This window comes from Streptacidiphilus monticola, from assembly GCF_042658505.1.
Lineage (GTDB): Bacteria > Actinomycetota > Actinomycetes > Streptomycetales > Streptomycetaceae > Streptacidiphilus > Streptacidiphilus monticola.
On record NZ_JBHSQJ010000009.1, the window covers coordinates 1 to 23,915 of the forward strand.

22 protein-coding genes, 1 tRNA gene and 1 pseudogene are annotated in these 23,915 nt (G+C 72.9%); 15 read left to right on the plus strand and 9 right to left on the minus strand.

Annotated features, from left to right (window positions below):
- Positions 1-261 (minus strand): annotated as a pseudogene (locus tag ACFP3V_RS02775) (glycosyl hydrolase family 8); the annotation flags it as partial.
- 174 nt (positions 262-435) lie between these two features.
- Positions 436-942 carry a MarR family winged helix-turn-helix transcriptional regulator gene (locus tag ACFP3V_RS02780; RefSeq protein ID WP_380579280.1) on the minus strand — a complete coding sequence of 169 codons (507 nt, stop codon included), beginning with the start codon at positions 940-942 and terminating at the stop codon, positions 436-438.
- 112 nt (positions 943-1,054) lie between these two features.
- On the opposite strand from ACFP3V_RS02780, the gene ACFP3V_RS02785 reads away from it, so the two are divergent.
- Genes ACFP3V_RS02785 through ACFP3V_RS02795 form a run of 3 tightly spaced genes read left to right on the plus strand, consistent with a single transcriptional unit; the run spans position 1,055 to position 2,803 of the window.
- A complete protein-coding gene (locus ACFP3V_RS02785; protein ID WP_380579282.1) occupies positions 1,055-1,822 on the plus strand; it encodes a methyltransferase domain-containing protein in 768 nt (255 codons plus the stop codon).
- A 7-nt stretch (positions 1,823-1,829) separates the two neighbouring features.
- On the plus strand, positions 1,830-2,198 hold the full coding sequence (locus ACFP3V_RS02790) for a VOC family protein (RefSeq protein ID WP_380579284.1): 369 nt from the start codon (positions 1,830-1,832) through the stop codon (positions 2,196-2,198).
- Complete coding sequence (locus tag ACFP3V_RS02795; protein WP_380579286.1) at positions 2,195-2,803, plus strand: RraA family protein; 609 nt, start codon at positions 2,195-2,197, stop codon at positions 2,801-2,803. Before ACFP3V_RS02790 ends, ACFP3V_RS02795 begins: the two co-directional genes overlap by 4 nt.
- Before the next feature lie 14 nt (positions 2,804-2,817).
- Here ACFP3V_RS02795 and ACFP3V_RS02800 read toward each other — a convergent pair whose 3' ends face one another.
- Both ACFP3V_RS02800 and ACFP3V_RS02805 read right to left on the minus strand, forming a co-directional pair.
- Positions 2,818-3,510 carry a TetR family transcriptional regulator gene (locus tag ACFP3V_RS02800; RefSeq protein WP_380579359.1) on the minus strand — a complete coding sequence of 231 codons (693 nt, stop codon included), beginning with the start codon at positions 3,508-3,510 and terminating at the stop codon, positions 2,818-2,820.
- Positions 3,511-3,538: 28 nt separating this feature from the next.
- Entirely contained in the window at positions 3,539-4,564 is a 1,026-nt protein-coding gene (locus tag ACFP3V_RS02805) for an acyl-CoA desaturase (RefSeq protein ID WP_380579288.1), read from the minus strand.
- Positions 4,565-4,772: 208 nt separating this feature from the next.
- Here ACFP3V_RS02805 and ACFP3V_RS02810 point away from each other — a divergent pair, with 208 nt between their 5' ends.
- From ACFP3V_RS02810 to pth, 6 genes are all read left to right on the plus strand, one after another.
- Entirely contained in the window at positions 4,773-5,621 is an 849-nt protein-coding gene (locus tag ACFP3V_RS02810) for a hypothetical protein (protein ID WP_380579290.1), read from the plus strand.
- Positions 5,607-5,679 (plus strand) — tRNA-Gln (locus ACFP3V_RS02815). Before ACFP3V_RS02810 ends, ACFP3V_RS02815 begins: the two co-directional genes overlap by 15 nt.
- A 110-nt stretch (positions 5,680-5,789) precedes the next feature.
- Entirely contained in the window at positions 5,790-7,187 is a 1,398-nt protein-coding gene (gene glmU, locus ACFP3V_RS02820; RefSeq protein ID WP_380579361.1) for a bifunctional UDP-N-acetylglucosamine diphosphorylase/glucosamine-1-phosphate N-acetyltransferase GlmU, read from the plus strand.
- Between the two features lie 233 nt (positions 7,188-7,420).
- Positions 7,421-8,398, plus strand: a complete 978-nt coding sequence (locus tag ACFP3V_RS02825; protein ID WP_380579292.1) for a ribose-phosphate diphosphokinase — start codon at positions 7,421-7,423, stop codon at positions 8,396-8,398.
- 188 nt (positions 8,399-8,586) lie between these two features.
- Entirely contained in the window at positions 8,587-9,183 is a 597-nt protein-coding gene (locus ACFP3V_RS02830) for a 50S ribosomal protein L25/general stress protein Ctc (RefSeq protein WP_380579294.1), read from the plus strand.
- Between the two features lie 109 nt (positions 9,184-9,292).
- Entirely contained in the window at positions 9,293-9,883 is a 591-nt protein-coding gene (gene pth / locus ACFP3V_RS02835) for an aminoacyl-tRNA hydrolase (RefSeq protein WP_380579296.1), read from the plus strand.
- Positions 9,884-9,967: 84 nt separating this feature from the next.
- Here pth and ACFP3V_RS02840 read toward each other — a convergent pair whose 3' ends face one another.
- Positions 9,968-11,752, minus strand: coding sequence for a hypothetical protein (locus ACFP3V_RS02840; RefSeq protein ID WP_380579298.1), 1,785 nt, complete (start codon positions 11,750-11,752; stop codon positions 9,968-9,970).
- 222 nt (positions 11,753-11,974) lie between these two features.
- The gene (ppc, locus tag ACFP3V_RS02845) at positions 11,975-14,704 is read right to left on the minus strand and encodes a phosphoenolpyruvate carboxylase (protein WP_380579363.1); all 2,730 of its coding nucleotides are present in this window, start codon (positions 14,702-14,704) and stop codon (positions 11,975-11,977) included.
- A 377-nt stretch (positions 14,705-15,081) separates the two neighbouring features.
- Between ppc and ACFP3V_RS02850 the strand changes: the two genes are divergently transcribed.
- The 3 genes from ACFP3V_RS02850 to ACFP3V_RS02860 are packed head-to-tail and all read left to right on the plus strand — an operon-like array spanning position 15,082 to position 16,929.
- Positions 15,082-16,326: a sensor histidine kinase gene (locus tag ACFP3V_RS02850; protein ID WP_380579300.1), complete on the plus strand. Its 1,245-nt coding sequence runs from the start codon at positions 15,082-15,084 to the stop codon at positions 16,324-16,326.
- 55 nt (positions 16,327-16,381) lie between these two features.
- Complete coding sequence (locus ACFP3V_RS02855) at positions 16,382-16,567, plus strand: hypothetical protein (RefSeq protein WP_380579301.1); 186 nt, start codon at positions 16,382-16,384, stop codon at positions 16,565-16,567.
- The gene (locus tag ACFP3V_RS02860; protein WP_380579303.1) at positions 16,561-16,929 is read left to right on the plus strand and encodes a GntR family transcriptional regulator; all 369 of its coding nucleotides are present in this window, start codon (positions 16,561-16,563) and stop codon (positions 16,927-16,929) included. The genes ACFP3V_RS02855 and ACFP3V_RS02860 overlap by 7 nt, the downstream gene beginning before the upstream one ends.
- Positions 16,930-16,999: 70 nt before the next feature.
- Here the strand turns inward: ACFP3V_RS02860 and ACFP3V_RS02865 are convergent, their stop codons facing one another.
- The gene (locus ACFP3V_RS02865; RefSeq protein ID WP_380579305.1) at positions 17,000-17,479 is read right to left on the minus strand and encodes an SUKH-3 domain-containing protein; all 480 of its coding nucleotides are present in this window, start codon (positions 17,477-17,479) and stop codon (positions 17,000-17,002) included.
- Positions 17,476-17,961 (minus strand): YwqJ-related putative deaminase, encoded by a 486-nt coding sequence (locus tag ACFP3V_RS02870; protein ID WP_380579307.1) that lies wholly within the window; start codon positions 17,959-17,961, stop codon positions 17,476-17,478. The genes ACFP3V_RS02865 and ACFP3V_RS02870 overlap by 4 nt, the downstream gene beginning before the upstream one ends.
- A 132-nt stretch (positions 17,962-18,093) precedes the next feature.
- On the opposite strand from ACFP3V_RS02870, the gene ACFP3V_RS02875 reads away from it, so the two are divergent.
- The gene (locus ACFP3V_RS02875) at positions 18,094-19,071 is read left to right on the plus strand and encodes an SMI1/KNR4 family protein (protein ID WP_380579309.1); all 978 of its coding nucleotides are present in this window, start codon (positions 18,094-18,096) and stop codon (positions 19,069-19,071) included.
- 255 nt (positions 19,072-19,326) lie between these two features.
- Here the strand turns inward: ACFP3V_RS02875 and ACFP3V_RS02880 are convergent, their stop codons facing one another.
- On the minus strand, positions 19,327-19,617 hold the full coding sequence (locus ACFP3V_RS02880; protein ID WP_380579311.1) for a hypothetical protein: 291 nt from the start codon (positions 19,615-19,617) through the stop codon (positions 19,327-19,329).
- Between ACFP3V_RS02880 and ACFP3V_RS32065 the strand changes: the two genes are divergently transcribed.
- Both ACFP3V_RS32065 and ACFP3V_RS02890 read left to right on the plus strand, forming a co-directional pair.
- Positions 19,586-22,009, plus strand: coding sequence for an SUKH-4 family immunity protein (locus ACFP3V_RS32065; RefSeq protein ID WP_465270090.1), 2,424 nt, complete (start codon positions 19,586-19,588; stop codon positions 22,007-22,009). The genes ACFP3V_RS02880 and ACFP3V_RS32065 overlap by 32 nt on opposite strands.
- A gap of 142 nt (positions 22,010-22,151) precedes the next feature.
- On the plus strand, positions 22,152-23,120 hold the full coding sequence (locus tag ACFP3V_RS02890; protein ID WP_380579315.1) for a coiled-coil domain-containing protein: 969 nt from the start codon (positions 22,152-22,154) through the stop codon (positions 23,118-23,120).
- The last annotated feature ends 795 nt before the right edge of the window (positions 23,121-23,915 follow it).

The following is a 23,915-nucleotide window of genomic DNA, read 5'->3' on the forward strand; positions in this document are numbered from 1 at the left end:
GGAGACGTAGTACTCGTTGCTCGCGCAGCCGTGCACCAGGTAGGTCGACTTCCACCGGCTGTAGGCCGACCTGACCGCGGCGTCGCGGGTGGACTGGGAGGCGCTGGGCAGCACGCCGGCCTTGTAGGTCGCATGCTGGGGAAAGGGGTGCGCCGGGGTGGTCGCCGCGGCGGCCGACGGGCCCCCGAGGGCCACCGCCCCGACGCCGAGGCACGCGGCGGCCGCCGTCGAGGCGACCAGCGTGCGGAGAGGGTGCTTCATTGCCGTGCTCCTTCTGTGGGGGAAGGTCCGGATCTGACGCAACGTTAGGAAAGCTTCCTAACAAGAATGGGACACAGCGTGGCCCTCGCGGCAGGAGCGCGTCAAGAGTGCGGCGCGAAGAAGTCGCGGACCTGCGGCGGACTCTGACGACGTGTCAGGGAGGCCGCCGGGCGGTCAGGCGCCGGCCTGGTCCACGTTGTCGAAGGGGGCGACCAACTGCCGCAGCAGCCTCGCCAGTTCCTCGCGCTGCCCAGCCGAGAGCTCGGCGAGGATCTCCCGCTCGTGGTCGAGCAGTCCGGCCAGGGCCGCGTCCGCGTGCTCCTGGCCCGCCTCGGTCAGCCGGACCAGCACCCCGCGGCGGTCGCCCGGGTCGGGCAGACGCTGCACCAGGCCCTTGCCGGCCAGGCGGTCGATCCGGTTCGTCATGGTGCCCGAGGTGACCAGGGTCTGCGTCAGCAGCTGGCCGGGGGAGAGCTGGTACGGCGCGCCCGCCCGGCGCAGCGCTGTCAGCACGTCGAACTCCCAGGGCTCCAGGCTGTGCTCGGCGAAGGCCGTGCGCCGGGCGCGGTCGAGGTGGCGGGCGAGCCGGCTGATCCGGCTGAGCACCTCCAGTGGCTCCACGTCGAGGTCGGGGCGCTCTCGACGCCATGCCGCGACCAGCCGATCGACCTCGTCCTCCATGGCGATCAGTGTAGTGAAGGAACTGTCGATATGAAGTCTCTTGACATCAAGAAATCATTGCGGGCATGCTGCCCGAGTATCTTGATGTCAAGATAGTCCGGAGGCGAGACCCATGCCCAGCTGGGACCCCGAGCTCTACCTGCGCCACGCCGACCACCGCGCCCGCCCCTTCCGCGAACTCCTCGCCCGCGTGCCGCTCACCCCCGCCCGCGTCACCGACCTCGGCTGCGGCCCCGGCAACAGCACCGCCGCCGCGGCCGCCCACTGGCCCCAGGCCCGGATCACCGGTATCGACAACTCCCCCGACATGATCGCCGCCGCCCGCCGCGACCACCCCGGCCTCGACTTCCGGCTCGGCGACCTCCTCGACTACGACCCCCGCCAGGACCGCCCCGACGCCATCGTCTCCAACGCCGCCTTCCAGTGGGTCGCCGGGCACGAACACCGCTTCCCCGACTGGATCGCCGCCCTCCCCAGCGGGGGCGTGCTCGCCTTTCAGATCCCCGACAACTTCGACCAGCCCGCCCACACCCTCCTCGCCCAACTGCGCCAAAGCCCCCGCTGGAAAGCCACGTTGGGCCACGTCGACCGCCCCGCCGTCCCCACTCCCGCCGACTACCTGCAGCAGCTCACCGACCTCGGCTGCGCCGTCGACGTCTGGGAGACCACCTACCACCAGATCCTCACCGCCGAGGACGCCGTCGTCGACTGGATGCGCGGCACCGGACTGCGTCCCGCCCTCGACGCCCTCCCCGACGACCAGGCCCGCGCGGACTTCCTCGCCGACTACCGCGCCCTCACCGCCCAGGCCTACCCCGCCCACCCCTGGGGCACCGTCCTCCCCTACCACCGCGTCTTCGTCGTCGCCGTCAAGAAGTGAGCCAGCCATGATCACCGCCCTCGACCACGTCCAACTCGCCGCCCCCGCAGGCAGCGAGGACCAGCTGCGCGGCTACTACCGCGACGTCCTCGGCCTCGTCGAGATCCCCAAGCCGCCCGTCCTCGCCGCCCGCGGTGGCTGCTGGTTCGCCACTCCCGACGGCAGCGTCCAGCTCCACCTCGGCATCGAGGAACCCTTCACCCCCGCCAAGAAGGCCCACCCCGCCCTGCGCATCCGCGGCATCCACGCCTACGCCGACACCCTGGCCGCCAAGGGCGCCCAGGTCGTCTGGGACGACAACCTCCCCGGCCACGACCGCTTCTACAGCTTCGACCCCGTCGGCAACCGCATCGAGTTCCTGGAACCCCGCGCATGACCGCGCGTCGGATCCCGCCCACCACCACCCTCGCCGACCTGCTCGGCCCCGAGCAGGTACTCGACCCCGCCATCCACAGCCTGTGGACACCCGTGCCGCGAGTCTCCGGCCCCGCCTACACCGTCCGCTGCCCGCCCGGCGACAACCTGATGCTCCACGCCGCCATCCACCGCGCCCCACACGGCTCCGTCATCGTCGCCGACGCCGGCGCCGACACCCGCTGGGCCCTCGCCGGCGGCAACGTGTGCGCCGTGGCCCGCCGCCGCGGCATCGCCGGATTCGTCCTCGACGGCGTCGTCCGCGACATCGCCGAGATCACCGCCATGGGCTTCCCCGTCTTCGCCCGCGGCGTCGTCCCCATCCCCGGCGCCAAGAAGGCCGTCGAACCCCTCGACACCCCGGTGGACTGCGGCGGCGTCCGCGTCCGCCCCGGCGACCTCGTCGTCGCAGACGAGGACGGCATCGTCACCGTCCCGGCCCAGCGCACCGACCGGACCCTCGCCGCCGCCCACGCCAAGCTCGCCGCGGAAGCCGCAGAAGGCCTCGACCAATGGGAGGCGGCCCACCGCGCCCGCATCGAACAGCTGCTGACGGGCCGTCAGTGACAAGCCGCAGCTGCTCAGCCCTTGCGGCGGCTGACCAGCTGCGGCTTCCTCTCCAGTCCCTCCAGGCCGTGCCAGGCCAGATTCACCAGGTGCGCCACCACATCCGCCTTCCGCGGCCGGCGCACCTCCAACCACCACTGACCCGTCAACGCCACCATCCCCACCAGCATCTGCGAGTACATCGGCGCCAACTTCGGGTCGAAACCCCGGGACTTGAACTCCAGCCCCAGAATGTCCTCCACCTGCGTCGCGATATCGCTGATCAGCGACGCGAACGTCCCCGTCGACTGCGCCACCGGGGAATCGCGCACCAGGATCCGGAAGCCGTCCGTCGACGTCTCGATGTAGTCCAGCAGCGCGAACGCCGCCTCCTCCAGCAGCTCCCGTGGATGACCACCCGTCAACGACCCGGTCACCATGTCCAGCAGCAGCTGCATCTCCCGGTCCACGACGACCGCGTACAGCCCCTCCTTGCCCCCGAAGTGCTCGTACACCACCGGCTTCGACACCCCGGCCTTGGCCGCGATCTCCTCCACCGACGTCGCCTCGTACCCCCGCTCCGCGAACAGCGTGCGGCCGATGTCCAGCAGCTGCTCCCGCCGCTGCTTCCCGCTCATCCGCACCCGCGTCCCACGCGGTGCCCCACCGGACCCCCGAGCCTGCTTGGCCGGAACCCGCGGATTGTCGCCTGCCGCCCCTGCTGCCACGCCACCGCTGCTCTGGTTCACGGCACCATCATGCCGCGCGCCGGGCCGCCACCCGATCGGGGCTCGGCCAGCGCACGTCCCGCGCCCACCCCGCCAGCTCGAACCAGCGGATGATCCGCGCCGACGAGTCCACCTGACCCCGCAGCACACCGTGCCGGGCCGAGGTGGGATCCGCGTGGTGCAGGTTGTGCCAGGACTCACCGCAGGACAGCACCGCCAGCCACCAGACATTGCCCGACCTGTCCCGCGACTTGAACGGCCGCTCGCCGATCGCATGGCAGATCGAGTTGATCGACCACGTCACGTGGTGCAGCAACGCCACCCGGACCAGCGACGCCCAGAAGAACGCCGTGAGCGCTCCCTGCCAGGACCAGGACCACAGACCGCCCACCAGCGGCGGGATCAGCAGCGAGACCGCGGTGAACAGACCGAACTGGCGCGAGATCCAGACCAGCTGACGGTCCTTGAGCAGATCGGGGGCGTAGGTCTGCTGGGGGGTCTGCTCCGCGTCGAACATCCAGCCCATGTGCGCCCAGAACAGGCCCTTCATCAGGGCGGGGACCGTCTCGCCGTAGCGCCAGGGCGAGTGCGGGTCGCCGTCCTTGTCGGAGAACCTGTGGTGCTTGCGGTGGTCCGCCACCCAGCGCACCAGCGGCCCCTCGACCGCCAGGCTGCCGGCGATCGCGAGGACGACCTGGAGGGGCTTGTTGGCCTTGAACGACCCGTGGGTGAAGTAGCGGTGGAAACCGACGGTGATGCCGTGGCAGGCCACGAAGTACATCACCACGCCGATGACGATGTCGTGCCAGCCCAGGCCCCAGCCCCAGGCCACGGGGACGGCCGCGACCAGCGCGGCGAAGGGGACCCCGATGAACAGCGCGAGGGTGATCCGCTCGACCAGCCCCTGCTTCTCGCCGCCCCGGGTCCCGGAAGGCGTCGCCGCCGTCGTCGTCGCCGTCGCCGACGACGCCAGGGCCGAGGCCGACTCCTGCGGAGGGCTCGAAGCACTCGTCCGCGCCTCGGCGACGGGCTCGGTGGTGGGGTGGATGCTCATGGTCGCCTCTCAGCAGGCCAGAAGGTCAGGCAGGCTACGGGACCGTAACCTACGGCATCGTAGGTTCTGTACCCGGGGACGAGGAAGACCATCCCTCCGAGCGGCGTTTCCGGAGGGCCGAATTCCCGATCAAGGCGCAATCCGCTCGAACGTGTGGACCGCGGCCGATCTGCTGCGCCGGTGGCCGGGACCGGGCGAAGCTCGGCCCATGGACGACGACACCACGCTTCGCACCCACGCAGCCGCCCTGCGCGAGCAGGGGCTGACGCGCCGTCAGATCATGGACAGGCTCGGGATCGACAGCAAGTACCGGCTCAACCGCCTGCTCCAGTGGGAGATCCCACCCGACTGCCCGCGCCGCGCGCGGGCCAAGGATGCCGAACGGGAACGCGCGAGAGAGCTGCGCCGGGCCGGTTGGACCTACAGCCAGATCCAGAAGGAACTGCGCATCTCGCAGGCGTCGATCTCTCTATGGGTCGCCGATCTGCCGAAGCCGCCGCCGCGCCTCTCTCCCGCTGAGCAGGCGCGCCACGCCAATGAGGTGCGCTGGGAGCCGTACCGACGGGAGCGGGACCGGCAGCGGCGCGAGGTCTTGGAGCAAGCGGCGAGGGAGGCGGCGGATCTGACGGAGCGTGAGCTTCTCATGGTGGGGGCGGCTCTGTACTGGGCGGAGGGAAGCAAGTCCAAGCCGCACCGGCGAGCGGAACGGGCGGTCTTCATCAACAGCGACCCGGGCGTCATCCGCGTGTATCTGGCTTGGCTCGACCTGATCGGGGTCGCCCGGAGCGAGCTGACCTTCCGCGTGCACATCCACGAGACGGCCGATGCGGAGAGCGCCCAGCGATTCTGGGCGCAGGTGGTCGACGCCGGAGCTGAGCAGTTCGCCCGCCCGACCCTGAAGCGGCACAACCCGAGGACAGTGCGCAAGAACACCGGCGAGGGGTACCACGGCTGCCTGGTGATCGATGTTCGGCGAAGCGCTGACCTTTACCGTCGCATCGAGGGCTGGTGGTACGGCATAGTAGGAGCCGCCACAAAGCAGTCCGCCGTGGGGTAATTGGCAACCCGCCAAACTTTGGATTTGGACGATGCTGGTTCGAGTCCAGCCGGCGGAACCGCATGCGAGGTCAGGGCTATCCTCGGCGTACACCCGAACTACGCCGAGGAGCCTGACCCCGTGACTCCCACCGCTGTCATCGTTCTCGCCGCGGGCGAGGGGACCAGGATGAAGTCGGCCGTCAGGCCGAAGGTCATGCACGAGATCTGCGGCCGCACCCTCGTCGGCCACGCCGTCGCCGCCGCGCAGGAGTTGGCGCCCGAGCACGTGGTCGTGGTCATCGGGCACATGCGCGAGCAGGTCGCCGAGCATCTCGCCGCCGTCGATCCCGGGATCCGGGCGGTCGTCCAGGAGCGCCAGCTCGGCACCGGCAACGCCGTCCGCGTCGCGCTCGACGCCCTCGCCGCCGACGGGACGGTCCTCGACGGGACCGTGATCGTCAGCACCGGGGACACGCCGCTCCTCACCGGCGCCACCCTGCAGGCCCTCGCCGAGGCGCACGCCAAGGACGGCAACGCCGTCACCGTGCTGACCGCCGAGGTCCCGGACGCCACCGGCTACGGCCGCATCCTCCGCGCCGCCGACGGCGCGGTGCAGGCGATCGTCGAGCACAAGGACGCCAGCGACGCCCAGCGGGCCATCAACGAGATCAACTCGGGCGTCTTCGCCTTCGACGGCAAGCTGCTCGCCGAGGGCCTGGCCGAGGTCCGGACGGACAACAGCCAGGGCGAGGAGTACCTCACCGACGTCCTCGGCATCCTCCGCGAGGCCGGGCACCGGGTCGGGGCGGTGGTCGCCGCCGACTACCGGGACATCCTCGGGATCAACGACAGGGTCCAACTGGCCCAGGCCCGGCGCATCATGAACGACCGTCTGCTGGACGCCGCGATGCGCGCCGGCGTCACCGTCGTCGACCCGGCGAGCACCTGGCTGGACGTCCAGGTGACGTACGAGCGCGACGCGGTGCTGCACCCGAACACCCAGCTGCGCGGGGCGACCTCGATCGGCGAGGGCGCGGAGGTCGGCCCGAACTGCACGCTGACGGACACTCAGGTGGGCCCGGGCGCGGTTGTGATCAACGCCACAACCGAGCGTGCCGTGATCGGGGAGCTGGCCCAGGTCGGCCCGTACGCGTACCTGCGCCCGGGCACGGTGCTGGCCCGCAAGGCGAAGGCCGGCACGTACGTGGAGATGAAGAACGCGACGGTCGGTGAGGGCAGCAAGGTGCCGCACCTCTCCTACGTGGGTGACGCCACCATCGGCGTCGGCTCGAACATCGGGGCGGCCTCGGTGTTCGTCAACTACGACGGGGTCAACAAGCACCACTCGACGGTGGGGGACCACTGCCGGACCGGTTCCGACAACATGTTCGTGGCCCCGGTCCACGTGGGTGACGGTGCTTACACCGCGGCCGGCTCGGTGATCTACCAGGACGTCCCGCCGGGCGCGCTGGCGGTGACCCGCCCGCAGCAGCGGAACATCGAGGGCTGGGTGGAGCGCAAGCGGTCCGGCACCGCCTCGGCGGAGGCCGCGGCGGCGGCGAAGCGGCGGGCCGAGGAGGGCTGAGGGTCGGCCTGGCGAGGGCTGCGCCGGGCCGGAGGGCTGCTCGGGGCACTCGTCGGGGTGCCCCGGAGGCGACGGCATGCCTGCGCGCCGCGTAACCTGGGTGTCATCCATACGCCGCAGGCTCGTCGCCGCCTGGGGTGTGCCAGCCAACCCACCTCCCCCTGCCTACGGCTGCTGCCCGCCCTGGGCCGTGCGCCGGGGGTCGTGCGCGTCAGCAACAAGGAGACGGTTCAGTGACCGGGATCAAATCCTCCGGCTCGCGGAAGATGATGCTCTTCTCCGGCCGTGCCCACCCCGCCCTGGCCGAGGAGGTGGCCGAGCAGCTGGGCGTGGATCTGGTTCCGACGAAGGCCCTGGACTTCGCCAACGGCGAGATCTACGTGCGGTACGAGGAGTCGGTGCGCGGTGCGGACGCCTTCGTGCTGCAGAGCCACACGGCCCCGATCAACCAGTGGATCATGGAGCAGCTCATCATGATCGACGCCCTGAAGCGGGCCTCGGTCAAGAGCATCACCGTGATCATGCCGTTCTACGGCTATGCCCGTCAGGACAAGAAGCACCTGGGTCGTGAGCCGATCTCGGCGCGGCTGATAGCGGACCTGCTGAAGCAGGCGGGCGCGGACCGGCTGATGTCGGTGGATCTGCACACGGCGCAGATCCAGGGGTTCTTCGACGGTCCGGTGGACCACCTGTTCGCGCTGCCGATCCTGGCGGACTACGTGGGGTCGAAGGTGGACCGGGAGCGGCTGACGGTGGTCTCCCCGGACGCGGGCCGGGTGCGGGTGGCGGACCAGTGGTCGGACCGGCTGGGAGCGCCCCTGGCGATCATCCACAAGCGGCGTGACCCGAACGTGGCCAACAAGGTGATGTCGGCCGAGGTCGTCGGCGACGTCAAGGGCAGGGTCTGCGTGCTGGTGGACGACATGATCGACACCGGTGGCACGATCGTGGCGGCCGCGGAGGCGCTGTTCGAGCAGGGTGCCGCGGATGTGATCGTGGCGGCGACGCACGGTGTGCTGTCCGGTCCGGCGGCGGACCGGTTGAAGAACTCGCGGGCGAGCGAGTTCGTGTTCACGAACACCCTGCCGACGCCGGGTGAGCTGCAGTTGGACAAGGTGACGACGCTGTCGATCGCGCCGCTGATCGCGCGGGCGATCCGCGAGGTCTTCGACGACGGTTCGGTGACCAGCCTGTTCGACGGCGCGCACTGAGCGCGCGGCGCCGCCGTTGCGGCGGCTGATCGTTTTGGCCCCTTCGCCGGGCGCGGTTAGACTTCTGGTCTTGCCCGGCGAGGGGGCTTCTTGCTGCCCCGTTATCGACGCGCTTCTTGGTTTCGAGAGTGTGTGATAGGCGCCAGGCGCTCACCGATCGTCTCTCGAGTAGTACAAGGAGCGCTGCCATGTCCGAGATCCGTCTCGACGCCCAGGCCCGTACCGAGTTCGGCAAGGGTGCGTCCCGCCGCGACCGTCGTGCCGGCCTGGTTCCCGCCGTCGTCTACGGCCACGGCCACACCCCGGTCCACGTCAACCTGCCGGGCCACGACCTGATGCTGGCGCTGAAGACCCCGAACGCGCTGATCTCCATCAAGATTGACGGCAAGGACGAGTTCGTGCTGCCGAAGGCCGTGCAGCGCGACCCGATCAAGCGCTTCCTGAAGCACGTGGACCTGCTGCTGGTCAAGCGTGGCGAGAAGGTCACGGTCGAGGTCCCGGTCGTCACCGAGGGCGAGCTGGCCCCGGGCGGCAACCTGCTGGAGCACGTTCTGAACGCGCTGCCGGTCGAGGCCGAGGCCACCCACCTGCCGGAGAACGTCACGGTCTCCGTCGAGGGCCTGGAGGCGGGCGCCTCCATCCACGCCAAGGACATCACGCTGCCGAACGGCGTCTCGCTGGCGGTCGACGCCGACGCCGTGGTCCTGCACGTCGTGGGCGCGCAGGTCGAGGCCGCCGCGGAGGAGACCGAGGGCGAGGCCGGCGAGGAGTCCGCCGAGGCCTGAGCCTCTGCGCGGGGGCGCTGAGCCTCCGTCAGTTCCTGTTCCACGTACGCTGCCCCGGTCGGTCCGGCCGGGGCAGCGTCGTGCCGTTGGAGGGTGCACGCTGATGGCCATGAACGACGCGCGGGAGTCGCAGCAGTCCGGCCCGTGGCTGGTGGTGGGTCTGGGCAATCCGGGGCCGGAGTATGCCGGGAACCGGCACAACATCGGCTTCATGGTGGCGGATCTGCTGGTGGAGCGGGTCGGCGGGAGGTTCAAGTCGCACAAGTCGCGGGCGCAGGTGGTGGAGGGCCGGCTGGCGGGTCAGCGGGTGGTGCTGGCGAAGCCGATGACCTTCATGAACCTGTCGGGCGGTCCGGTGGTGGCGCTGCGGGACTTCTACAAGCTGACGCCGGAGCGGCTGGTGGTGATCCATGACGAGCTGGACGTGGAGTACGCGGCGCTGCGGCTGAAGCGGGGCGGCGGGGACAACGGCCACAACGGCCTGAAGTCGATCACTAAGTCGTTGGGCCCGGACTACTTCCGGGTGCGGGCGGGCATCGGCCGGCCGCCGGGGCGGATGGAGGTGGCGGACTTCGTGCTGCGGGACTTCACCGCTTCGGAGCGCAAGGAGCTGCCCTGGTTCGTGGACCGTGCGGCGGACGCGGTCGAGGCTCTGCTCTCCGAGGGCCTGGAGCGGGCGCAGCAGAACTACAACGGCTGAGCGGAAAGGCGATGAGCGGGAGCAGCGTCAGCTGCTCCCGCTCATCGCTTGGTGTCCGGTCCTGGCCGGGTGCTCAGCTGACGGTCAGCTGGCGCGCACCCAGGTGTTGGGACCCCAGCTGTCGACGTACCACTGGTTCGGGGTGAACCAGGCGACCTCCCACGTTCCGCTCCGGGTGGCCTTGCCGCTGACGCGGAAGAAGCCGTGGGAGTCGGTGCGGGCGGTGCTGACGTACTGCCACTGCTTGCTGCCCGTCGGGCGGAAGAAGAGGTAGACGTGGGTGCCCTTGAGGACCTGCCAGCTGCCGTAGCCGCGGTAGTACACGTGGCCGCCGATGGTCAGGTAGTGGTTCTTGGCGATGGTGGTGTGGGCGGGCTTGCCACCGGTGACGATCGTCTCGTAGCGGAAGACGTGGACGATGTTGCCGTAGGTGGCGCTGTAGCCGGTGGCGGCGGGGGTGTAGAGCCGGTACCAGCCGTGGGGGTTGGGCACCCAGCCGCTGATGTTCTGCTCCCAGACGTTTGACGTCACCGGGATGTACCCGAGGTTCTTCCAGCCGGTCTTCCCGTTGGGGGAGGCCAGTAGGTAGACCTTGTTGCCGGGGACGCGGTTGTTGGTGCTGCTGACGGTCTGGTAGGCGCTCAGGTCCGAGTACTCGTCGATGCTCGCCGCGTCCAGGTGCAGGGTGACGACCTGGTGGATGGAGCTGAAGGCGACGTGGACGGCGGCGGCGGAGGTCAGGTACGGCGACCAGGTCCAGATGCTGGAGGGGCGGACGGAGAAGGTGCCGGGCGCGGCCGGGACGGTGGTGCTGACGGAGAAGCGGCCGTTGCCGTCGGTGATGGCGTTCCAGTCGCTGTACCAGCCGGGGTCGCCGGGGGACTGGTAGTCCAGGTGCACCCCGGTGAGCGGGGCCCAGCTTCCGTCGGCGGCCTGGTACTGGACGACGCCGCCGACCGTGTAGGAGCGTCCGGCGGTGCCGCCGCTGACCGCGGTGTGGTCGAGGACGATGCGGGTGGCGGACTGGCCGCGGGTGTTGACGGCCCGGCTGACGGAGTCGCTGCTGGCGTTGCCGGTCTGGGCGTAGGCCTGGAACAGGCCGCCCGCGAAGGTCCCGGGGACACCGACGGAGAGGCTGAAGGAGCCGTCGGCGGCGACGGTGCCCCAGGTGCCCAGTCCGGAGCCGGCCGGGCCGTTGAGGTAGACCACCGTGTAGGTGGTGCCGGGGGCCTGCGACTGGCCGGTGCGGGGGTCCCAGAGGGTGACCTTGCCCGTGGCGGTGACACTCTGGTGGGCGTAGTCCACGGTGGCCGGGCCGATGGTGGTGGCCGGGTCCAGCTGGGGCTGGAGCACGAACGCCACGTCGTTCAGGTCGTACGGGGTGGTGCCGACCTGGTTGGTCGCGTGCAGCACCACGTTGTACGTGTTGTAGACGGGCAGGTCGAGCGGGAGCTCCCAGGCGCCGTCGGTGTCGTTCCAGGTGAGGTTGTAGGTCGGCAGCGGGGTGGTGCCGTCCTTGTCGGTCGCCGGGTTTGCGCCGACGTAGAAGTCGGCGGTGACGCCGGAGGCCGGGTCGGCGGCGTCGAGGACGGCCTTGAGGACCAGGCCGCTCGCGGTGCGGTCGGCGGTCACGGTGGTGAACTGCGGTGCCGCGGTGGCGTCGTCGGCGGTGACCAGGCCGTGGTGCCGCGGGGCGGCCTGCGGCTTGGCGAACAGGTGGCCCGGGCCGAGGCCCGTGCCGCGGGTGGATGAAGTGAGTCTCGCCGTGGGCGAGTTGGTGGCTGCGGTGGCGGCCTGGGCGGGCAGCGCGGCGAGTGCCGTGAGCGCGGCGGCGGCCACCGCAGCGGGAATGGCGGTACGTATGCGCACCGGGTGGTCCCCCTGCGAAGGAGTGAGAAGAAGTAGGGATTCTCTGTGCTGTCACTGAGAATCGTCCGCACTCTAGTTCCTGGTCTGCCGGTACGGATTCCGGTTGTGTCCGAATTGAGTGCGGGTGACGCAGAAGATGAATGCCGAATCGTTATCGGAAACGGCTGCCGCCCGGTGGCCGAGGGGCCACCGGGCGGCAGGGAGAGGGGAACTGAGCGGGCGTCAGCCGGTGTTGCGCAGGCCGGCGGCGACGCCGTTGACGGTGAGGAGCAGGGCGCGGGAGCGCTCGGGGTCCTCGGCGGCGCCGTTGGCGGCGTCCTCGCGCTGGCGGCGCAGCAGGGCGACCTGGAGGTAGGAGATGGGGTCCAGGTAGGCGTCGCGGATGGCGAAGGTCTGCTTCAACACCGGGTTGTGGTCCAGGAGTTCGTTCTCGCCGGTGATCCGCAGCACCTCCTTGAGGGTGCGGTCGTGCTCGGCCTCGATGCGGGTGAACACGTGCTGCAGGTGGGCCGGGACGAGCTGCTCGACGTAGTGGCGGGCGATCCGCAGGTCCGTCTTGGCCAGCGTCATGGCGACGTTGGAGAGGAAATTGCGGAAGAAGTGCCACTCGCGGTGCATTTCGTCCAGGATGTCGCCGAGTCCGGCGTCACGGGCGGCGGCGAGGCCGGCGCCGACGCCGTACCAGCCGGGCACGATCTGGCGGGACTGGGTCCAGCCGAACACCCACGGGATGGCGCGCAGGCCGTCCAGGCCGGCGCCGGAGTCGGGGCGGCGGGAGGGGCGCGAGCCCAGGTGCAGGGAGGCGAGCTGGTCGACCGGGGTGGCCGCGAAGAAGTACGCGGGCAGGTCCGGGTCCTCGACCAGGACGCGGTAGGCGGTGTGGGCGGCCTCGGAGACGGTGTCCATGGTGGCGTCCCAGCGGGCCAGCGCCTCGGCGGACTGCCGGGGGGCGGTGTGCAGCGCGGAGGCCTCCAGCGTCGCGGAGACGGTGAGTTCGAGGTTCTCCCGGGCCAGCGACGGGATGAGGTACTTGTCGGAGATGACCTCGCCCTGCTCGGTGACCTTGATCTCGCCCTCCAGCGTCCCGTAGGGCTGGGCGAGGATGGCGTCGTGCGAGGGGCCGCCGCCGCGGCCGACGGTGCCGCCGCGGCCGTGGAAGAGCCGCAGCCGGATGCCGTACCGGTGGGCGACGTCGCGCAGCCGGCGCTGGGCGCGGTGGATCTCCCACTGGGAGGTGGTGATGCCGCCGAACTTGGAGGAGTCGGAGTAGCCGAGCATGACCTCCTGGACGTCGCCGCGCAGGGCGACGAGGCGCCGGTAGGAGGGGTCGCGCAGCATCTCGTCCAGGATGGTGTCGGCGGCGCGCAGCTCGTCGGTGGTCTCCAGCAGCGGCACGATGCCGATCTTCGCGATGCCGGCGTGCAGGTCGATCAGTCCGGCCTCGCGGGCGAGGACGGCGGCGGCGAAGACGTCGTCGGCGCCCTGGCACATGGAGATGATGTAGGACTCGACGATCTCGGGGCCGAAGCGCTCGAAGCCCTCGCGGATGGTCTCGAAGACGCCGAGCGTCTTCTGCCCGGCGGCGTCCAGCGGCGCCGGGGTGGGCGCGAGCGGGCGGCGGGACCTGAGCTCCTTGGCCAGCAGCCGCTGCCGGTACTCGCGCGGCATGTCGGCGTAGCGCCAGGCCTCTTCGCCGAGGCGGTCGAAGAGCTGGCCGAGGGCGTGGTGGTGGGCGTCGGCGTGCTCGCGCACGTCCATGACGGCCAGCTGCAGGCCGAAGGCGGAGACGGTGCGGATGGCGCGGGCGAGCCGGCCGTCGGCGATGAGGGCGCCCTTGTGCGCGCGCAGCGAGGTCTGGATGACCTGGAGGTCGGCGAGCAGCTCGGCGGTGCCGAGGTAGTCGCGGCCGGGGACGTGCGGGGTGTTGTGGGCGAGCCGCTCGCGGGTGTTGGTCAGCTTCTGACGGATGCAGGTGGCCTTGAGCCGGTAGGGCTCCTCGGCGTTCATCCGCTTGTAGCGGGGGCTGATCTCGGGCAGCGCGTCGAGGTCGGCGGCCAGGGAGGCGAGGAGTTCCTCGGTGGCGCCGGTGAGCCGGATCGAGGAGGAGAGCGAGGCGCGCAGGTCGTCGACGACGTCCAGGGCGTCGTTGATGCCGTACTCGTGCTGCAGGATCAGCACGTCGAGGGTGACCGCCGGGGTGACGTTGGGGTTGCCGTCGCGGTCGCCGCCGATCCAGGTGCCGAAGGTCAACGGGCGAGCGCCGTCCGGGAGTTGGATGCCGACGCGGGTCAGCTCCTCGCTCAGCTCCTCGAGCACGTCGGGCACGGCGCGCTTGTAGAGCTCGTCCAGGTAGTAGACGGCGTTGCGGGCCTCGTCGGCGGGCTCGGGGCGGGCGATGCGCAACTCGTCGGTCTGCCACAGCAGATCGATGACCTCGGCGAGGCGCCGGTCGGCCTGGCGGCGGCCGGTGGGACGGGCGGGGGTGTCCGCCTGGTCGAGCAGCTCGGCGATGCGGCGCAGCTTCTGCAGCACGCTGCGGCGGGCGGCCTCGGTGGGGTGCGCGGTGAAGACCGGGCGCACGTTGAGGTGGCCCAGGGTCTCGGCGAGGTGGTCGGGGTCGTCCTCGGCGAGCTTGGCCAGCTTGTCCACGGCGTGGGACAGCGTGGACCCGTCGGCGCTGCGGCGGGCGTTGAGCTCGCGGCCGCGGTGCACCTGCTCGGCGACGTTGGCGAGGTGGAAGTAGGTGGAGAAGGCGCGCACGAGCTTGGCGGCGGTGTCCAGGTCCAGCTCGTCCAGCAGACGGGCGGCGGCCTGCCCGTCGGTCCTCGTCAGGGCGCGGACCCGCTCGACGAGCGCGAGCAGTTCCGGTCCCTCCTGGCGGACCAGGGTCTCGCCGAGGAGGTTGCCGAGACGGCGGATGTCCGCGCGAAGCGCGGTGTTGTCTGCGACCACGTCGTCTCCGGCGACGGGGTGGTCGACGGGGTGGTCGGCCTCGCGTGCGACGTCGCTCACGCTGGTGCTCCCTTGCGGGTGGAGTGGGGCATCGGCTCGGACATTGGTACGGACCGCGCTGTCCGCCTCCGCTCAGCATAGGTGCGCCGCAGGCGCACGAACGGAGGTGGCCGCCATCCGGACACTCTTCGAGACGGCGGCCGGTTGCACCAGCCTCCAGGGGCGCGGGGACCGCGCGAGCAACACACCACCCAGGGGACGTCCGACCCCGTCTGCGGGACGGACCTCCGCGAGTGGTGTGTTGCTCGCGCGGTCCCGCGCCCCTGACGGGGCCACGCTGCTGCCGGGCGCTCAGGGGTGTCACCTACGCTTGGGGCATGGTGGTCGAGGCCTGGGGGCGTAGAAGGAGCCTCGTGCTGGACGGGGTGCTCGCGCTGCTCGCCGCAGGCGAGTGCGCGTGGAGCGCCGCCGAGTTCGTGCAGAAGCAGGGGCTGCCCCTGCCCGCCGCCGTCGCGGTGGCCGTGTTCGGGTTCGTCGCGGGCAGCACCCTGCTGTTGCGCCGCCGCTGGCCGCTGCTCCCGGTGGCCGCCGCGCTCGCCACCATCCCGCTCGGCGCGGGCTACCTGCTGCTGATGGTCGGCCTCTACACCCTGGCCGCCTACCGCCCCGCCGGGCCCGCCGGGCGCTTCGCCGAGCGGCGGGCGATGACCGTCCTGTGCGCGGTCGCGATCACCGAGACCGTCGTCGTCTCCGTCCTCACCATGGGCACGCAGCAGGCCGAGGCGCTGCAGCACGGCGTGCCGAGCTACGCCCTGCTGATCCTCTCCGTCCTGGCCGCCGTCGGCATCAGCGTGCCGCCGGCGATCCTCGGGCTGTACGTGGGGGAGCGGCGCCGGCTCTGGGTCGCGCTGACGGAGCGGGCCGAGGGCCTGGAGACGGAGTTGGCGCTGCTGGCCGAGCAGGCCGCGGAGCGCGCCCGCCGGGCGCGGATGGAGGAGCGGACCCGGATCGCCCGGGAGATGCACGACGTGGTGGCGCACCGGGTGAGCCTGCTGGTGGTGCACGCCGGCGCGCTGGAGCGGATCGCCGCCCGGGATCCGGAGAAGGCCGCGGCCAACGCGAAGCTGATGGGCGACATCGGCCGCCAGGCGCTGGACGAGCTGCGGCAGATCCTCGGCGTGCTGCGCACGGTTGACGAACCGTCAGCGGAGGAGCTGCCCGAGCTGGGCCTGCACTCGGTCGCCGCCCTGGTGGACGAGCTGCGCGCGGCGGGTCTGCCGGTGCGGTACACCCTCGGCGGCGCGCGTCGGCTGCTGTCGGAGGAGGCGGAGCGGACCGCCTACCGCGTGGTGCAGGAGGCGCTGACCAATGTGCTGAAGCACGCGCCCGGCGCGGAGGCGGAGGTCGTCGTCGCCTACGTGCCGGGCGGGGTGGCGCTGGCCGTCACCAACTCCTGCCCCGGCGGCGAGGCTTCGCCCCGGGCCCTGCCGAGCGGGGGCAACGGCCTGGTCGGCATGCGGGAGCGGGTCACCGCACTCGGCGGCGCGTTCACCGCGGGCCCGACCGAGGAGGGCGGCTTCCGGGTGGAGGCGAGGCTGGTGCAGACCGCGGCCGCGGTGTAGGACATGCCCACGTGGACCTCGTGGGGGCTGCTTCCTGGGCCTGGCCTGCGCGGCCGTGGCGCTGGGCAGGCGGGGCCCCTGGGGCGGCGACGGACTGCCCGCCTTCGTCTTCTTCGACTTCACGATGGGCGCGCTCATGGCGCTCGTGGTGACGGGGCTGCTCAACCTGCGACGGCCGCGCGGGTACTACCGTAGGAACTCCCCGCCGCCGCAGCCCCTCCCGGAGCCCCGACCGTGCTGATCAGGCTTGACCCCTCGTCGAACGTCCCGCCCTCCGAGCAGATCCGGGCGCAGGTGGCCGCCGCGGCGCAGAGCGGGGAGGCGCCGGTCGGGGAGAAGCTGCCGACGGTGCGCGGGCTGGCGCAGGAACTGGGCGTGGCGGCGAACACCGTGGCCAAGGCGTACCGCGAGCTGGAGGCCGCGGGGGTGGTGGAGACCCGTGGCCGCCACGGCACGGTGATCGCGGCCGCGGGGGACCGCAGCCGCGCCGAGGCGGCGCGGCTGGCGGCGGCGTACGCGCAGCGCGCCCACAGCCTGGGCATCCCCGCGGCGGAGGCCCACGCCGTCGTCGAGGCGGCGCTGGCCTCCGCGTACGGCGCTTGACGCCGCGTCAGAAGTCCCGGCCTCCCCACGCGGCCGGCACGGCCCCACGACGCGACCGGACGCCGCAGCATCAGAGCGTGTCCGCGACCGGGCGCAGGCGTTCCGGGGCGAAGCCGAGGATGAGGGTGATCAGGGCCTGGTCGACGCTCTGGCCGAGGAACCACTCGCCCGCGTGGTCCAGGCTGTAGACGCGGCCGGCCGCGTCCAGGACCAGCAGGGCCGCGCCGTCGCGTTCCTCGCCGAGAGGGCAGGTGGGCAGTTCCAGGGCCCGGCCCAGGTCGGCGACGGTCCTGGGCTGGTGCAGGCCGAGCATGGGGTCGATGGTGAACGAGGTGCGCGCGACGTCCACGCCGGGACCCTTGACGTCGACGCTCACCTCGCCGAACTCGGCGAAGGCCTCGATCGCGGCGGGGAAGACCGCGTGCCCCGCCTCGGCCAGGGTGCGGGCCCAGGCTTCGGCGCGCAGCAGCTTGCGGCGGTCCGGGTACCAGCCGCCGGCCTTGAGCGCGGCCGCGGCGTCGGCGGGGAAGCGCACGTCCAACCCGCTCACGCTCCCCGGCCGTTGAGGCTGACGGTCGCCACGCCGAAGTGCTCCAGCAGCCGGCCGCAGGACCGGCACGGCACCTGGTGGGTGCCGTGCGCGGGGTCGCCGTCCTCGCGGATGCGCACGGTGGTCATCCGGGCGCCGCGCAGCGCCCGGCGGGCGTCCTGCTCCCCGAAGGGCTTGCGGGCGGCGCGGCGGGAGCGCTGCGTCTCGGCGTGGTCCAGGAACTGCGACAGCAGCCGCGCCTCCGGGCAGCGGCCGGTGAAACGTTCGCGGTGATCCCGCGGCAGCGCGGTGAGGAACTCCGCGACCAGCGGGTGCAGGTGCACCGGGCCGTGGTCCTTCTCACCGACGCAGGTGAAGGTGTCCCCCCGTACCGACAGCGCCGATGCCAGTACCGGCATCAGGCTGTCGCGGCGATGGCGCAGCAGCGGCGCGGCGGTGGGCCGCCAGTCGCTGCGGGCGGCTGGCGTCGCCTCAGTTTCCATGTTCCGTCGATCCTTTGTTCCCCCGTGGTGTTCTGATGATCAGACTAACTGGGTGGCCGAGGGGTGATCCGTCCGCACCTGCCAAGCCCTAGGCTGAGCACCGGTAGTCAGACGCAGCAGGGGGCAAACTCCATGACGAGAGGTCGGCCGAACGCCGCCTACGCCGGACAGGTCGTCGCTTTTCCCGACCCGCTGCGGCGTGCGAAGTACCCGGACGGGGTCCGGGTCGACGAGCAGGGCCACCCGGACTTCCGGCCCTTCGCCCGCGCCGCCGCCGAGATCAAGGATCCGCCGCCGCGCCACCCCGTGGACGAGGTCCGGGTCACCGACATCGTCTCGGCCAACGCCGCCCTCCGCGCCGAGGGCCACGAACTGTGGCAGGACGTCGGCCATCCGGTCGCCACGCCCGAGGGCTGGACCTGGCACCACGCCACCACCCCTGCGTCGGTACCGGGTTGGCGCCGCCTCGAACTGGTCCCCGTCGAGGTGAAGGCGCTGCTCCGGCACCACGGCGGCTTCGCCGACGTGGACGCCGACCTGCAGCAGCGCGGCACCCGCCCGCTGCAGCAGCGCCGGCCGGTGCACTTCACCCTCGCCGAGGACGCCGGGGTGGACGAGGCCCAGCTGCAGACGGCGGAGGAGAGCCTCGGCTACACCCTTCCCGGCCCCTACCGCGCGTTCCTCAAGGCGGCCGGCGGACGCGGCGTGGCCGGCCTCGGCCTGCTGCCCGAGCTCGGCGTGCTGCTGGACCAGCCGTTCTTCACGCTCCGTCAGCAGCCGGAGCTGGACGACCTGGTGTACGTCAACAAGTGCCTGCGCGACCACGTCACCAAGGACTACCTCGGCATCGCCTACGCCCAGGGCGGCCTGCTCACCCTCAAGGTGAAGGGGGAGCGGGCGGGCACGGTCTGGTTCCTCCCCTACGACGACGCGCGGGACGACGGCGACGAGTCGCTGACCCCGCAGGCGCGCTGCGAGCGGCTGCTGCTCCACTGCGCCGACGACTTCGACGACTTCCTGCGGAAGCTGGCGGGCAGCCCCACCGAACTGCAGACGGTCGCACAGCTGATGGTGGGCGGCTTCGCCCGAGCCGTCCCGGTGGAGGGGTGAGGTCCCGGTGGTGACCTACGCGGACGCGCAGCGGCGCGCCGAGGAATGGATCAACGACGGCGTCCCCGCGTACCGGCGCCGCCAGGTGCGGGTGCGCGAGTTCGACCTGGGCTTCGTGGCCTGGGCGGTGGACCGCGACGACGTGCAGTCGCCGGACGGCGGCGAGGTCCGGCTCGTGATCGCCCGGGAGACGGGCGCGGAGACGCTGTGGCCGGCGCTGCCGATCAACGACGTGGTGCGGGCCTACGAGGACGTCTACGGCCGCCCGGCCGGGGCGACCCCGGCGGGCGCGGCGGTGCCGCCGCCCCCGGCGAAGGACTCCTTCGAGGCGACGTCGTTCCTGCTGAGCCCGCCCCAGTGGCTGCACGAGGCGGCGGAGGCCGCGCGCGCCGCGGAGGCGGCGAGCCTCGCGGGCGCGATCGCGGGGCCGGGGGCCCCGGCGGGAGCGGGAGGCCCGGGCGGGCCGGCGGCGCCGGTGCCGCAGGCGCCGTCCGCAGTGCAGGTGGCTCCGCCGGTGCCGGACGGCCCCCCGGCGGACTTCCCCACGATGCTGGCTCCGCCGGAGCCGCCGACCCCGCGTCCGTCGGCGGCGCAGTCGTCGCCTCACGGGGCGTCAGTTCCCGGCGCCGGAGCGCTCGGTGGCCACGCCGCCCCGGTTCCGGCCCAGAGCGCCGGCGGACCGTTCGGAGCCACGCCTGCCGGCGGGTCGGAGTCGGGATTGGACTACGCCCCGACGATGCTGTCCCGTCCCGGGGCTCCTGCGCCGGGGGTGTCCGGCGCGGACGGTGCGGCGGGCCCCGGTGGGCCGGGTGTGCCTCCGCCGCCACCACCGCCTCCGGCGGGCTTGCCGGGTGCCGGCGGTGCGTCGGGCGAGGGTGGGCGACCGGCCGTGCCTCCGCCACCGCCCGTCGGCGGCCCGGTGCCGCCGCCTCCGGCGGGGTTGCTCGGGGCGGACGGTGCGTCAGGTCCGGGGAACGGTCCGGGGCTTGCGGGTGGTTCGGGGGCCGGGCTGGACTACGCGCCGACGATGCTGGCGCGTCCCGGTGGGCCGGTGCCGCCGCCCCCCGCCGGTGGGCCGGGCGTTCCTCCGCCGCCGCCCCCCGCCGGTGGGCCGGGCGTTCCCCCGCCGCTGCCCCCCGCCGGTGGGCCGGGTGTGCCTCCGCCGCCTCCGGCTGGTCTGTTGGGCGCTGACGGTGCGTCAGGCGCCCCGGTCCGCCCGGCCCCCGGCCCGGGCGTTCCCCCGCCGCCTCCCGGAGGGCCGGGTGTGACTCCGCCGCCGTCGGCCGGGGGTCCGGTGCCGCCGCCTCCGGCAGGGTTGCTGGGGACGGACGGTACGACAGGCCCCGGAGCCGGGACTGCCGTTCCGGGTGGCGCGGATCCTGGACTGGACTACGCGCCCACGATGCTGGCGCGTCCCGGTGGGCCGGTGCCGCCGCCCCCCGTTTCCGGTGTGCCTCCGCAGCCTGTCGGTGGTCCTGGCGTGCCTCCGCCGCCTCCGGCTGGTCTGTTGGGCGCTGACGGTGCGTCAGGCGCCCCGGTCCGCCCGGCCCCCGGCCCGGGCGTTCCCCCGCCGCCTCCCGGAGGGCCCGTGCCGCCGCCCCCACCGGGACTGCTCGGCGCCGGTGGTCCGGGCGTTCCCCCGCCGCCTCCCGGAGGGCCCGTGCCGCCGCCCCCACCGGGACTGCTCGGCGCCGGTGGTCCGGGCGTTCCCCCGCCGCCTCCCGGAGGGCCCGTGCCGCCGCCCCCACCGGGACTGCTCGGCGCCGGTGGTCCGGGCGTTCCCCCGCCCCCGCCCCCGCCCCCGCCCGCGCCGGCCGGTGGGCCGGGTGTGCCTCCGCCGCCCGGGCCCGCTGCTGGGCCGGTTCCGCCTCCGCCGCCGGGCGGTCCGGTCGGCATGCCCGCCGCCGCCCCGCAAGGGGGGCCGGGTGCTCCTGCCGGCGTGCCGCGCACCGGGCCGGGGTACATGGCGGTGCTGCGGTACCGGGGCCCGGACGGTTCCGAGCAGCAGGTGATCCAGCGCTCCGCGCCGGGCCTGCCGCACCCGGAGTGGCAGATCCTCCAGGAGGTCCGGCGGCTCAACGTCCCGCCGGAGCAGGTCCTGGAGCTGCACACCGAGTTGGCGAGCTGCGACCTGCCCGCGGGCTACTGCACGCGCATGGTCAAGGAGGCCTGGCCGAACGTCCGGATCACCCACACCGCCCCCTACGGACGGGACGCCGCCGCCCGCCAGCAGGGCATGCGGAGCCTGCTGGAGCACCACAACGAGCTGCACACCCACGCCGCGGGACCCGCGCCGCAGCATCCGGTGCGGGTGCCGCTGCCGGACGTCAACGCGGTCCAGCGCACGCCGCTGCCGGCGCCGCAGGCGCTGGGGGAGGAGCTGGCGCAGGCCTTCGGCGGTCCGCAGAACGTCTTCCGCTGGGACCCGCAGTCGGTCGCCCGCCCCGGCGTCCCGGAGGCGGTGTCGGTCTGCCTGACCCAGGCGGGCCTGCCGACGCAGTTCGGTCCGTTCTTCTGGGCGCTGGCCCAGCCCGGCCGTCCGGTGCCGACGCTGGCGGAGCTGGCCGCCGAGCGCGGCGTCCCGGCGTCGCCGGACGCGGGGACGTACCTCGTCATCGGCAACGACTACGGACGCCAGCTGTGCGTCCAGTACGGCACGGCCGCGATCGTCGCCGTCGACCTGGGCACGCCGACCGACCCGGCCGGGCCGGAGCAGGCCGCGCCGCGGTTCGTGAACTCGGGCCTGCCCGAGTTCATCCGCTGCCTGGCCCACCTGGGCCGGATGTGGCGGTTCCGGTTCGGGCTGACGCCCGATCAGGCGGGCCGGTGGACGACCGACTTCCAGGCGCAGCTCCTTGCCCTGGACCCGGCCGCGCTGGCCACGCCGGAGACCTGGTGGTCGGTGCTGCTCGAGCAGATGTGGGACGGGCTGCTGTAGCGGCGGGAGCGGCGGGAGCTGCGGGCGCCTGACGGAAGGGCGTGGGGATGATCCCCACGCCCTTCCGTCATGTGTCGATACAGTCATCCAAAGGACTTATCTGTTCAAAATGGGGCGGATGCCGGAGGAGAGGAACCCAGCAATGAACCACGCCGTCTCCCCGAACGGCTCGCCGGGGTACGCGCTCGCCCGCAAGGGCTACGACCCCGACCAGGTGGACCAGGCGACGCTGCGCCTCGCGGCAGAGCGGGACCGGGCCTGGGCGCGGCTCGCCGAACTGGGCGAGCAGGCGCGGGGGCTGGAACGGCAGTTGGCCGAGCTGGACCAGGCCCGTGCGGCGGCGGAGGCCGTGGTGCCGGACTACAGCGTCCTCAGTGCCCGTGCGGCCGGGCTGCTGACGGGGGCTCAGGAGGAGGGCGCGGCGGTGCGGGCCGCTGCCGTCGCCGAGGCGGCGCGGGTGGACGCGGACGCCCGCACCGAGGCCCGCCGGGTGCGGGAGGAGGCGGACCGGTACGCGAGCCAGGTCCGGGCCGATGCGGAGGACGCGGAGCGGCGGGAGCTGGAACGGGCCCGGTCGCGCTCGGAGGCGCTGCGCGGCGACGCGGACCGGGTCGCCCGTGCGCTGCGGGAGGAGGCGGAGGCCGACGCCCGCGAGGTCCGCGAGCGGGCGCAGCGCGCCTCGGCGGAGGCCCATGCGTGGCTCGCGGGGCAGCAGCGGGTGGCGGATCAGGAGTTCGCGGAGGCGGAGGCCCGGACGCTGGCGTGGGAGGAGGAGACCCGGGTCGCGGGCGAACGCCGGATCGAGGAGGCGGAGCGCCGCCGGAAGGCGATGGCGGCGAAGGCGGAGGAGATCGCCGCGGACGCGGAGACGCGGGCCCAGCGCATGCTCGCCGCTGCGGAGCGGCGGGCCCGGAGCATCGCCGAGGCGAGCGAACGGGAACAGGCGCGGTTCGCGGAGCGCCGGGAGGAGATCGAGGCCCAGCTGGCCCACATTCGCGAAACCCTCGCGAGCCTCACCGGCGCGGCGGCGAACCCGGAGCCCGTCTCCTCGGAGGCGGACACCACGGAACTCCCCACGGTCCCGGACCCCGACCCCTCGGACAGGCCTTAGCCCCGCCTCGCCCAAGGGCCGCGGCCTCTTCAGGGGTGCGAGGAGCCCCCACCCTTGGGGGCGGGAGGTGCCCCCCAGCGCGGGCAGCCCACCATCCGGGGAGGTCCGTCCCGCGCAGGAGGCTGAACCTCCGTGAGGGGTGGGCCGGTCGGGCAGTTCCTCGCGCCCCTGGAGGGGCGGCTGGGCCGCCTCGTGGGAGCGCGCTGGCGGACTGCCCGACCGACACTGCCCCCGGGGAGGTCCGTCCCGCGCAGGAAGCTGAACCTCCGTGAGGGGGTGGGTTGCTCGCGCAGTTCCTCGCGCCCCTGGAGGGGCGGCTGGGCCGCCTCTCGGGAGCGCGCTGGAGGAGTGGGCGACCGACACTGCCCCCGGGGAGGTCCGTCCCGCGCAGGAAGCTGAACCTCCGTGAGGGGGTGGGTTGCTCGCGCAGTTCCTCGCGCCCCTGGAGGGGCGGCTGGGCCGCCTCTCGGGAGCGCGCTGGAGGAGTGGGCGACCGACACTGCCCCCGGGGAGGTCCGTCCCGCGCAGGAGGCCGGACCTCCGTGAGGGGTGGGTTGCTCGCGCAGTTCCTCGCGCCCTGGAGGAGCGGCTGGGCCGCCTCGTGGGAGCGCGGGGGTTGGGAGGGGCGGCTGGGCCGCCTCGCGGGGGCGCGGGGGTTGGGGGGTTGGCTGGGGCGGCTTCGTGGGGGTGGGGCGTACGCTGGAAACCCCCGGTAGCGGCTCGCTTCCGGGCTTTCGCGTTGTCTTCGTGTCCGAGGGAAGTCCATGAGCCTGACCGGCCTGCTCGACACCGTCG